This window comes from Bacteroidota bacterium (genome assembly GCA_018816945.1).
Lineage (GTDB): Bacteria > Bacteroidota > Bacteroidia > Bacteroidales.
The window spans coordinates 1-12,087 of sequence record JAHIVC010000064.1 but is presented as its reverse complement, the minus strand read 5'-3'; the positions used below and the strand labels follow the sequence as shown (position 1 = coordinate 12,087).

Here is a 12,087-nt window from a genome sequence, read left to right as displayed (position 1 = left end):
ATTTACTGCTAATTTGAATAATTTTGAGATGCGAATATGAATGTTTTTTAGTGTATAAAAAATGTAATTTCGTTTCGGTTTTTATATAGGTTTTAAAATTTTAATAAAGCAGAAAATTAACATAGAAATAACTATTTAAAGATATAATATTATGAATGAAATTTCACAGATGGATTACGAACCTCCCCTTGTGGAGGATTTATCTTCAATTGAAGTAATCCTTGAAACCACAACCTCAGAAGATTTATTATTCGGTAAAACCGAAATTTCTCCTTCCGATTTCAAAGTTACCAGCCCCGAAGCAGTAAAATTTCGCGAAACATTCTTCCCTCAAGCAACCGAAAAACAATGGAGCAGTTGGAGATGGCAAATCCAAAACAGTTATACAAATTTCAAAAAGCTTTCTGAATTGTTTGATATCAGCAATATAGATGATTTCGATTTTTTATCAAAATCAAGAAAATTGCCACTAAGGATAACACCATATTATGCAAGCCTTTTATATGGTAAACCAAAGGGTTATGCCTTAAACAAGGCGGTAGTTCCCAATAAGCTCGAACTCATTACTTCACCCGGTGAAGAGAGTGATCCCTTGCACGAGGATTCTATGTGTCCGGTTGAAAACCTGATACATCGTTATCCAGACAGGGTTTTAATGCTATCTACAGGATTTTGTTCTGTTTATTGCCGATATTGTACGCGCTCGCATATGATATCAAAAGATAAGAAGCATTTTGGTGTGAAAGCTTGGGAAACATCAATTGAATATATCCGCAACAATCCAAATGTCAGGGACGTCATTCTTTCAGGAGGTGATCCACTAACATTACCAGATCGGCATCTTGAGTTTCTATTATCATCATTGAGGGCAATACCGCATCTGGATATTATTCGTATCGGTACGAAAGTTCCGGTTGTTATGCCTCAAAGAATTACGACCAAGCTGGTGAAAATGTTGAAGAAATTTCATCCGCTATACATGAGCATTCATTTCACCCATCCTGATGAAATTACCCCTGAAGTTACTGAGGCTTGCAATCGTATTGCTGATGCAGGAATTGTTATGGGGAGCCAGACGGTTCTGCTTAAAGATGTGAACGATAATGTTGACACGATGAAAGAACTCATGCATAAACTCTTAAAAGTCAGGGTGAGGCCTTATTATATTTATCAATGCGATCCTATTCCGGGTTCATCACATTTCAGAACACCGGTTTCAAAAGGTCTTGAAATTATTAAAGGATTACGAGGATTTACAAGTGGTTATGCCATTCCGCATTATGTTATCGATGCTCCCGGCGGAGGTGGTAAAATACCTATCCTTCCCGAATATTATCAGGGCAGGGAAGGAGATAATGTCGTCTTGAAAAATTTTGAAGGAAAGACCTTTAAATACTACGATCCCATAAAATAATGGCCATGTTTAAAATCAGGAAGATTACAGACGCTTATCTTCCATCAAATGCTGCTTCAATTGAACAGGTATTCAGCATCTTGAGAATGCATTTCCCTTCGGTAAAGGAAGGAAAAGTAAATGAAATTCTCGAACAGATGAAAGACCCCTTAAAATTTAAGTTTGCATCTATTTTATTCGTTGCCGAAGATGGCAGGTCAAATGTTAAAGGATTTGCCATCATGTTTTTTATGCCCGATAAAAATTTTTGTTTCCTGGACTACATTGCAGTTAAACCAGGTAAGACTTCATCGGGGGTTGGCGGTGCAATTTACGAAAGGTTAAGAGAAGAGGCACAAATGCTGAAATCTATCGGAATCTTTATGGAATGCTTACCGGATGATGAAAAACTTTGTAAGGATAAGAGTTTCATAAAACAAAATAAAGGTAGGCTGGCATTCTATGAAAGATATGGAGCCAGACCGATAATAGGTACAAAATATGAAACCTTAGTCGATACAGAAACTGACGATTGCCCACCATATCTAGTTTATGATGATTTGGGTAATGATATCCGGATTTCATCTGTTCAGATGAAAAAAATAATCCGAGCTATATTAGAGCGGAAATATCCTGATTATTGTCCCGAAGATTATATTAAAATGGTATTGTCTTCGGTAAAGGACGATCCCGTTAAACTAAGGGATTTTAAATATATCATTAAGGAACGCCCTTATGAAAAAAAACACGCCGTAAAAGATGAGATCGCACTGATCATTAACGACAAACATGATATTCACCATATTAAAGAGGTGGGCTATATTGAATCACCCATACGGATACGAAGTATTTTAAAGGAAATTGAAAAATTAAATGTATTTAAAACAAAACCAACAAGAGGATTTCCTGATAAACATATTACGGATGTGCACGACGCCAAATATTTTAATTATATAAAAACAGTTTGCGACAAATTGCCTGAAGGGAAATCTATTTATCCTTATGTTTTCCCTGTTCGTAATGCAACACGACCACCACATGATTATTCGGTACTTGCAGGTTATTATTGTATGGATACTTTTACACCAATTAATAAAAATGCATATTTAGCAGCCCGTTCGGGAGTGAACTGTGCTTTGACCGGAGCTGAATTATTATTGGAAGGATATCATACAGTTTATGCATTGATCAGACCTCCTGGCCATCATGCGGAAAGAAGTGTTTTTGGAGGTTTTTGCTATTTTAACAATGCTTCAATCGCTGCTAATTTCCTGTCAAAATATGGCAAAGTGGCAATTTTAGACATTGATTATCATCATGGCAACGGTCATCAGCAAATATTTTATGATCGTAAGGATGTCCTAACCATTTCCATTCATGGGAATCCTTCCTTTGCATATCCTTATTTTACAGGTTTTGCGGATGAAAAAGGTGAGGGGATTGGTGAAGGATTTAATATAAATCATCCTTTGAAAGAACTATTGTCAGGAGAGGAATACTTACATCATTTGAAAAAAGCGATCAAAGAAATCATTTCATTCATACCTGCATATTTAATTGTCAGCCTTGGTTTTGACCCGGCAAAAGGTGATCCGACTGGCACCTGGTCGCTTACAGCCACCGACTTCAAAAATAATGGAACTGAATTGGGTAAATTACCGTTTCCAATGTTGTTCGCTCAGGAAGGCGGGTATAAAAACCGCTCACTCGGAATTAATGCACGCAATTTTTTTGAAGGATATTTGTCAACAAGAATTAATAATGGAAAATGAAAATAGGACTTACTTACGACCTTAGATCCGATTATTTAAAGCAAGGTTATACCTTAGAAGAAACTGCCGAATTCGATAAGGAAAGCACCATTGAAGGAATTGAGCAAGCGATTCAAAATGCCGGCCACCAAACCGAGCGAATCGGTCATGCTATTAGTTTAATGAACGCAATGCTTGTTGGTAAAAGATGGGATATGGTTTTCAATATTGCTGAAGGGCTTTATGGTGAAGGACGTGAATCCTTAGTTCCTGCCTTGCTTGATGCTCATAAAATTCCGTATGTTTTTTCAGGACCTGTAACATTAGGTGTTTCATTAAATAAGGCCTTTGCTAAACAAATTGTTCGCGATAGTGGCGTAAATACACCTTTATTCCATGTTGTTTCTCAAATTTCTGATTTAAAAAAGCTTAATCTTGAATATCCACTTTTTGCTAAACCTATTTCTGAAGGAACTGGTAAAGGTATTGATTCAAAATCAGTGATCAATTCAAAAGCCGAATTAGAAATGGTTTGTGTTCATTTGCTTCGAACTTTTAACCAGCCGGTTTTGGTAGAGGAATACCTGCCGGGAAGGGAATTTACGGTTGGGGTGCTTGGTTGTGGTGAAGATGCTTACGTACCGGGAGCAATGGAAATCGTGTATCGGGAAAATATACAAGAGGTATATTCATACGACACTAAAGAAAATTATGAAGATCTTGTTGATTATATTGCTGTTGAAGGAGAAATGCTTGAACAATGCAAATTGGTGGCTCTTGCGGCATGGAGATCGTTGAATTGTTTGGATGGTGGAAGGGTTGATGTCAAGATCGATCGTTTTGGTAAGGTGAGTTTTATCGAAGTAAATCCTTTGGCAGGACTTAATCCTGTAACCTCCGATTTGCCCATTCTTTGTCGCTTGAATGGAATTTCATATCAGGAAATAATAGATGAAATATTAGATTCGGCCATAAAAAGAAATTTTCATAAATGAAACGAGCCATGAGAGATATTCTCACACATGCGAATCGTTATCAATGGCGAGTTCCCTGTCTGCCGACAGGCAGGCATCTGGCAAATAAAAGACAAATTATAAACAGATGAAAAAGAAAATCGTAATAGTTCATAATCAGGTTTTAACCAACAACCCTGATGAAGTGGACGTCATCAGTCAAAGAAATTTGGTTAAGAGAGCGTGTGAAAATCTGAATAGTGAAGTTGCATGCCTCACAGTCGGTAATGATCTGATGGACGATTTGTTAAAAGTAAAAGATGAGGAGGCTGATGTGGTTTTTAATTTGGTGGAAGCAACCTGGGGAAAAGGAGAGCTTATTTATTTTGCACCAGCCATCTTAAATTCATTTAAAATCCCTTATACAGGTGTTCCGTTGGATGCACTATTTGTTACGACCAATAAAGTTTTGGCAAAAAAAATGATGCGCTTTAACCAGTTGCCAACGGCTGATTTTTTTGCTATCAATGAGCATAATAAATTAAATCCGGAAAAAACCTATATCGCAAAGCCTATATGGGAAGAAGCATCGGTAGGTATTTCCGAAGATTTTATTTTTAAAGTTGCTGAAAAAGAGAAATTTGAAAAGGTCAAAAAATTCCCGGATTCTCATTATTTTATTGAAGAGTTTATTGAAGGAAGAGAATTTAATGTAAGTATTTTAGCAAGTAAAACCGGAGCCGAGGTTTTACCTCCTGCCGAAATTGTTTTTGATAAATTCTTTAACGACAAACACAAAATTGTTGGTTATAAAGCCAAGTGGGATGAGAGTAGCGAAGAATACAAACAAACGAACCGTGCTTTCGGAACTTTGGAAAACAATCCAAAGCTTAAGTCTGAGCTCATCGAAATTTGCCAAAAATCATGGACGGCTTTTAACTTAAAAGGCTATGCCCGGGTAGATTTTAGAGTAGATCAGAATGAAAATATATTTATACTCGAAATAAATGGAAATCCTTGCATCGCTCCCGATAGTGGTTTTGTTGCGGCGAATGACTATGCCGGATATACGATTGAAATGATGATTAGCAGGATTTTAAATGATTTAAACTGAGATTATGGAATTTAGAAGGGAATTGAAAGAAAGCGATATTAACGATTTGCGCGGAATACTAGTATCTACCGGTTTTTTTTATGATTTTGAAGTAGAAGTTGCACTGGAATTGGCACAAGAGAATTTAACTAAAGGTGAAGAAAAGAGTGGATATATTTTTATCATTGTAGAACATGACAATAGGGTGCTTGCCTACGCTTGTTACGGGAAGAATACCTGTACATTTCATAGTTACGATTTATACTGGATGGTCGTTCACCAGGATGAAAAAGGAAAAGGAATTGGAAAAATGATGCTTAAAATGGTTGACGAGGATGTAGCCCGATTAGGGGGCAAAAATATCTGGATTGAGACATCCTCACGACAGCTTTATGAGCCAACAAGGGCCTTTTATGAAAATACTGATTGTGAGAAAGTCGCTGAGTTACCTGATTATTATGGAGTAAACGATAGTAAAGTAGTATATCTAAGGAAAGTGTGAATTCTCCAACTTGTTTCTTACCAATCAAATTCTGATTTTCTATTCTATTAAGTTCTAGAATCCGTATACTTTCCTGTCATTCAGTGGCATAACGGGCCGATAATTATTGTTTAATATTTTCGAAAATTTATCCACCTGCGCTTTTGAAGCCTGAAGTGGGGTTTTTAAAACATACCAGCTCACAATTTCCGAACATGGTGGTGTGGTCAAAGAACCGGAATAATAATAATAGCTTAATTCAGCCGGATACAGCTTACTCAAATCAATGGACTTATCGGAAGTGAATTCCCCTTTGCTTACCGGGAAATTATTTAAATATTCTGTTAAGAGCGGATCTTCTTCACCTTCTTCATACATGATTCCGAGCACCACATAATCTGTATCCGAATGCCTGTGAACAAAATGGACCTCGATGGGGTAATGATACCCATTAATGGTATGTTCACTCAAGGCATGAAAATGAAATTGCTCTAACTCATATTCTTTATTTCCAATGAGCAGGATGTTATCTCCCGAGGTGTTAAATTGTACCGTATGTCCATTATTAATAATATCAGTTTTAGATGACTTGTAAATAATATTAAGTGGACTTAATCCACCTATTTCCTCTATAGTACTCGTGACAATATTAATCGGCGATTGAGCTACTCCACCGCAGGCTGTAAAACCATCGCACAAATTTTTCCAATTTTCCGGACCACTTTCTCCAGCGGCATGCGACCAATGGACTTCATTGCAATCTGTTTTAATTCCAGCACTTGTTTGGTGTGTTTCTGAATCTGAGGTTTTTTCTGTTTTGACTGAATAATTACACGAGAATAAAACTACGGTAAATGCAATTGATAAGAAGCTATATTTAAATATCTTTTTCATTTTTTGGGATTGGATTAACATTTAAGGAATGAAAATATAACAAAATTTACAATATGCAAAGTATTAATTCGTATTGTGAAATTCAGCTACTTTAGTTTGATATACTTTCTGAGGTTTGAATTTAGTATTTGAACTAATTCTGCTTCTTTATCAGCACTCGTTTCGGTGAATAGAAAACCAAAAATCGGATATCCTTTCATATTCACTTTTCTTAAATCCAAAGGCTTATCAAAATCTTTCAATAAAAGATCGTAATTAAAGAATTCAATTTCATCTGCACTATATCCCGAAGTATTATCCAGAACTACAATACTGTACTTTTTGCCTTTTCTTGTTTTAAAGATGGAATCCCAATCAGGCTTTTTACCTTTCAAAAAGTACTCATAAGAATTGAACCCATAAGCAAACCAGGATAGATCTCCTGTTGTGCACCATCCTCCAAATCGCAAAGGATTAACTTCAATGGGATTGATATTTCCATCATTGTCAATTCTAATTTCAATATGGGCAGGGAAATTTTTTAGATTTGTTTTCGCACTGATCAGTTTCAAAAATTCTTCAGATTTATCTTTTAAAGATTCGATAATTTCTTTTGATGAACTGTAAATTCGATCGCTTAAATCATCGTTTGATGAAAAAATATGATGAAAAATATTGAGTATAATCGGCTCGCCATGATGATCAAAGTAACAATCGATGGCATATTCTTCACCACCAATTATTTCTTCAATGATAAATTCGGAAACATCCACAACTTCTTTCGGATAAGAGCCTTTGATCTTTTCAATATCCAATTCAATTTTATCAATGGTTTGATTCCATTCGTCGAACGAGTCAACTTTGTATACCCCAACACTAAAAAATCCAACCGCCGGTTTAAGGATGAAAGGAAATTTAAAGTCATCACTTTTGAATTGCTTAAGTTCTTCAAATTTTATTCCTTTAAAGAAGTAGTTTGGATATGCGTCCTTTAATAGTTCTCTAAACCTTATTTTGTTTTTAAAAAGATTAATTTGATTCGGGAGATTCGTAAATCCAAGATTCTTTTCGATCCAACTAATTGCATTTTCTGAGATGGAAAGCAATAAACTATTTGCATCGGTTTTAAAGTTGTTAATTGCATCCTCTTCTGAAATCCAGTTTAGGGAGTTGTCCGAAACCATTTCTCTGGCTGCCGAGGTCGAAATAATTTCAATATTATTTTCTTTAATAGTTTTTATCAGAAAATCTGAGATATAGGGTTGATCGATGAGAATCATATAATAATGAATTCGATAGATTAATATGCCCTTCTAATTCAATTGCTTTTCAGCAAAAGTATCAGAAGGGCTGGAAATAAAATTAATTTAGTCTTTCTTATTTCTTAATTGCAGGTGTTGGGAACGGAGGAGGGGTGATTTCTTTTTTAGGATGCTTATTTATTAACAATAAAGCTTCCTTCACAGCTCGTTCAAGTTGTGGATCAATCCCTTTATCCAACGATTTAGCATCCTGACGTACCTCGATATCCGGGGCTACTCCTTCGTTTTCTGCAACCCATTTGTTATTGATTGGATCGAATACAGCGTTATCAGGTGCTGTAAGCGCACCGCCATCAACCAAACTGTAATGAACTGATGATTTCACAAGACCGCCCCAGGTTCTGGATCCAATTAATGGTCCTATCTTTTGCTGACGGAATGCCCAAGGAAAATAATCTCCACCTGATCCTGCCAATTCATTAATCAACAGAACTTTTGGCCCGAGTATTCCGGCAGGTAATTGTAAAGGTTTGCCATTTGGAACTTCATTGGTCAATGCAGCCCTTAAACTGCGAGTCATCAGGTCAACCATATAATCATCCAAAGATCCACCACCATTGAACCGTTCATCAATCACGGCACCTTCTTTATCTTGTTGAGCAAAGAAATATCGGTTAAAGGAAACAAAACCGGGGCCTCCTGTATTTGGAACCCAGATATATCCTAACCTGCCATTTGATAATTTATCAACCAAACGACGGTTATCTTCAACCCAGGCTCTCTGACGTAAAGCGTTTTCGCTTCTGATGGGTTTTACGATCTCCTTCCATGAACCTTCAAATTCAGCTTTTTTATTCAAGTGCAGAACAGTTTGTTTTCCAACGGTTCCATCTAAAAATTCATAAGGATTATCCTTAGCGGTAATCTCTTTCCCGTTGATCCCAACAATAAAAAAGCCTTCCTGAATTTTTGTGCCGGGCTGATCGAGAGGACTTGATAATTCAGGATTCCAGCTTTCGGTTGTGTAAATACGTTTGATTTTCCAGCGATTGTTTTCTGCAACTAAATCGGCCCCGAGTAATCCGACGCTAACCGGTTCTACTTCAGGGAAGTCGCCACCCATAACAAAGCTATGACCAACGGAAAGTTCTCCGTTTACCTGATCCAAAATATAGGTAAGATCGGAACGGTGTTTTACGAAAGGAATTAATGGAGCGTAACGCTCATAAACTACTTTCCAGTCCCTGCCATGCATATTTGGATCGTAGAAATAATCACCCTCATAACGCCACGCTTCATTGAACATCTGCTTCCATTCAGCAGTTCTGTCAAGTTTCATCTTTAAATCAACTTTCAAGGATTTTGCATCCTTTGCATTTGGTTTTGAAGTTTCAACAATTTTCCAACTGCCAGCCATGTTAAGCAACATCTGTTTTCCATTAGCCGAAACGGTTGCTTGATTAACCCCACTCGCAAATTCTTTAGATTCAGATTCTTTAAGATCAAATTTTTGAATGGTTAATCCTCTGCTGTTTGGAATCCTTTCAGCTATGAATAAAATACCAGATGGACCGCTTAAGGTAAACGTATAATTACGTGATGGAATAGGTAAAGCCATCGTTCTGCGTTCGATTCCATCAAAGTCGATTTGTATTACTTTAGGTGCTTCTGGTTTGGCATCTTTTTCTTCCTTTTCTCCTTTTTTTGTTTCAGGTTTTTTAGCATCTTTTTCTGTGTCTTTTTTCTCCGAATCTTCCTTCTCTATTGCTTCTTCATCACTCTTGTCCTTAAAAGGTGAAGGTTCATCTTTTTGCAGATTAACCACATAAGCAGCATAAACAGGATTTGCGGTCATGGCACTGGTGTTGGCCCAACCTGAACCCAAGGCAACGTCGGTACTGGCTAAAAAGTAAAGATGCTTTTTGTCGAGATCCCAGCTTGGTGAAAATGAATCAGCAAATGGGTCGGTAATGGCAGTAATTTTATTGTCTTTTAACGACCAGAGTTTTATTTGCCTAAAATTATTTGACCCGGATTTTGCATAAGCCAACCATTGCGAATCAGGCGACCAGCTTAATCCAACCGAACCACGTTCAAGGTTGTTTCCTCCCACATCAATGGTTTGGATTGTTCCTGCGGCAATATTTACAACTCTCATGCGAACATCATCATCGACAAAAGCAATAAATTTTCCATCTGGCGACCAATCAGGTTCCCATCCCAATTTTGATTCTCCAATAGAGATGCTTTTTGTCGGACTTAATCCATCTTGAGTTGAAATCATCAACGAATATCCTGTACCATTCGCATCCGAGAACCAGGCAATTTGATCGCCTTTAGGAGACCAGATTGGAGTACGATCTGCTGCATCCGAACTTTGTGTTAAGTTTCTTGCATCTCCAAATTCAACCGGAATAGTAAAAATTTCTCCTCTTGATTCCATAATCGCACGTTTCCCATTGGGCGAGATTGATGCTGATCTCGCGTTTTTGCTCACATCTTCCCATTTAGTTTCGGCCCAGGGGAAATCTCCTGTAACAGTTATATTTAATTGGGTTGTTTCATCCGATTTTGGATCTAAAATATGTAGATAACCATCGCGCTCAAAAGACAGTTTGCCATTGCTTGCAGCTAACCATTTGATATCAATGTCGGTGTATTTTGTGATTTGTTTTAAATCACCGGATTTTGGAGAATAGGCCCAAATATTCGAGGTCCAATCACGATCGGATAAAAAGTAAATTGTTTCGCCCATCCATACAGGAAGAATGTCAAAAGTACTTTCGTTTGGAATAAAGGTTTCCGATAAATCTTTAAGATTGATAATTTCTAGAGGGGAATTTTGTCCTCCGCGATAATTACGCCATTCCACATCCCAACGCCTGACGCGGTCAATAACAATTTGTTTACCATCCGGTGAAAATGATCCACTGGTACCCCATTGAGCTGTTAGCATTTCACTTGGGCCACCATTCACTGAAACTGTCCAAAGCCGATCATAAGCGGATGGAGCTGTTTCTCTGGTTGAAGAATAGAGGATATGTTTTCCATCGGGTGTCCAACCGCGCACCCTGGACGGACTTGGATGCCATGTGAGTCGGGTAGGAGTGCCTCCATCAATTGAAACGGAATAAATTGCATCCATTCCTGAACGGTTTGAGGTAAAGGCTACAAATTTCCCATCTGGGGATAGAAATGGATCTTTTTCAACTGCCTGCGTACTTGTAAGTCGTACGGCATTATGGCTATTTAATGAACTGATCCAAATGTCGCCACCATAGGTATAAACCACATGGCTTGAACTGATGTTCGGTTGGCGCAATAATCTTGTTCCCTGAGCTTGTGTTGAAGAAATAAGTGAGAAAACAAAAATTGATAATAGAAATAACTTCTTCGGTTTATTAAAAGAAAGAAGACAAAACTCAGACAATTTTTGTCTGGCTATAGTAAGGTATGCACTGATCATAGTTCTATTTGTTTTGATTTATACTTTTATTGGGAAAATACTCAACCAATAATCATTAGAATTTATAAATATATTGTAATTTTTTAGATTTTAAGTAAGATTTATTGTTCTCCTTGTTACGGATTTAAGGATAGAATATTACTTATTAATATGTATAAAAGATGTGATTGGTAGTAATAAATAACTATCAATTACAATTTGGTGTTATTATTTAAATGTTTATTACAATTTGACAGTTGGTTTAGAATTCGATCATTATGCCAATTGATGGAAGAATTGTCCCATTTGTATTTTCAATTTCTTTGGTAAGATATGCATCAGGATTATTCGGGTTTTCTATCAGATTGCCGTTGATATCCCTTTGAACATCCAGGTATCCTAATCCTTTTGATTTGAAATTATAAATATTTTGGATATCCAGATATAAATCTAAAGCCCATTTTCTAAAATACCAGCGCTTGTCAACTCTGATATCTAATCCATGACTAACCTGATTACGCAAAGTATTTAAACGGTTCCAATCCAGAATTCCGGTGCGGGTAACGTCCCAAACCGTTTTTAAAGAGGATAATTCAATATTATATGGTGTATAGGGAGCACCTCCAAGTAATCGGAATTTCATGCCTGCCTCCCAGTTTCTTTTGAGTTTTTTACCTGCAGCTATATTTAAAATATGTTGATTGTCCCAGGCGGAAGGAATGTATTTACCGGTTTTATCCTGAAATTCACTTCTTACCCAGGTGTATGATATGATACCGTATATGGTATTACTTAATTTTTGTTGCATCAATATTTCCAGACCATAGCTTTTCCCA

The 12,087-nt window shown here is 36.9% G+C and carries 9 protein-coding genes; 5 read left to right on the top strand and 4 right to left on the bottom strand.

What is annotated here, in order from left to right:
- The first annotated feature begins 151 nt into the window (after positions 1 to 151).
- The 5 genes from KKG99_09750 (at position 152) to KKG99_09730 (ending at position 5,692) form a co-directional block, all read left to right on the top strand.
- A complete protein-coding gene (locus tag KKG99_09750; GenBank protein ID MBU1013281.1) occupies positions 152 to 1,414 on the top strand; it encodes a KamA family radical SAM protein in 1,263 nt (420 codons plus the stop codon).
- Between the two features lie 5 nt (positions 1,415 to 1,419).
- Positions 1,420 to 3,165, top strand: coding sequence for an acetylpolyamine amidohydrolase (locus KKG99_09745; GenBank protein MBU1013280.1), 1,746 nt, complete (start codon positions 1,420 to 1,422; stop codon positions 3,163 to 3,165).
- The gene (locus KKG99_09740) at positions 3,162 to 4,139 is read left to right on the top strand and encodes a D-alanine--D-alanine ligase (GenBank protein MBU1013279.1); all 978 of its coding nucleotides are present in this window, start codon (positions 3,162 to 3,164) and stop codon (positions 4,137 to 4,139) included. The genes KKG99_09745 and KKG99_09740 overlap by 4 nt, the downstream gene beginning before the upstream one ends.
- A 106-nt stretch (positions 4,140 to 4,245) precedes the next feature.
- Positions 4,246 to 5,211 (top strand): ATP-grasp domain-containing protein, encoded by a 966-nt coding sequence (locus tag KKG99_09735; GenBank protein ID MBU1013278.1) that lies wholly within the window; start codon positions 4,246 to 4,248, stop codon positions 5,209 to 5,211.
- A 4-nt stretch (positions 5,212 to 5,215) separates the two neighbouring features.
- Positions 5,216 to 5,692, top strand: coding sequence for a GNAT family N-acetyltransferase (locus KKG99_09730; GenBank protein MBU1013277.1), 477 nt, complete (start codon positions 5,216 to 5,218; stop codon positions 5,690 to 5,692).
- A gap of 54 nt (positions 5,693 to 5,746) precedes the next feature.
- On the opposite strand, the gene KKG99_09725 is transcribed toward KKG99_09730, so the two are convergent.
- The 4 genes from KKG99_09725 to KKG99_09710 all read right to left on the bottom strand — a co-directional run.
- Positions 5,747 to 6,565 (bottom strand): carbonic anhydrase family protein, encoded by an 819-nt coding sequence (locus KKG99_09725; GenBank protein MBU1013276.1) that lies wholly within the window; start codon positions 6,563 to 6,565, stop codon positions 5,747 to 5,749.
- Between the two features lie 86 nt (positions 6,566 to 6,651).
- On the bottom strand, positions 6,652 to 7,824 hold the full coding sequence (locus KKG99_09720) for an ATP-grasp domain-containing protein (GenBank protein ID MBU1013275.1): 1,173 nt from the start codon (positions 7,822 to 7,824) through the stop codon (positions 6,652 to 6,654).
- Positions 7,825 to 7,921: 97 nt separating this feature from the next.
- Complete coding sequence (locus KKG99_09715; protein ID MBU1013274.1) at positions 7,922 to 11,272, bottom strand: PDZ domain-containing protein; 3,351 nt, start codon at positions 11,270 to 11,272, stop codon at positions 7,922 to 7,924.
- Positions 11,273 to 11,513: 241 nt separating this feature from the next.
- The coding region (locus KKG99_09710; GenBank protein MBU1013273.1) for a TonB-dependent receptor at positions 11,514 to 12,087 on the bottom strand (574 nt) is incomplete at its 5' end.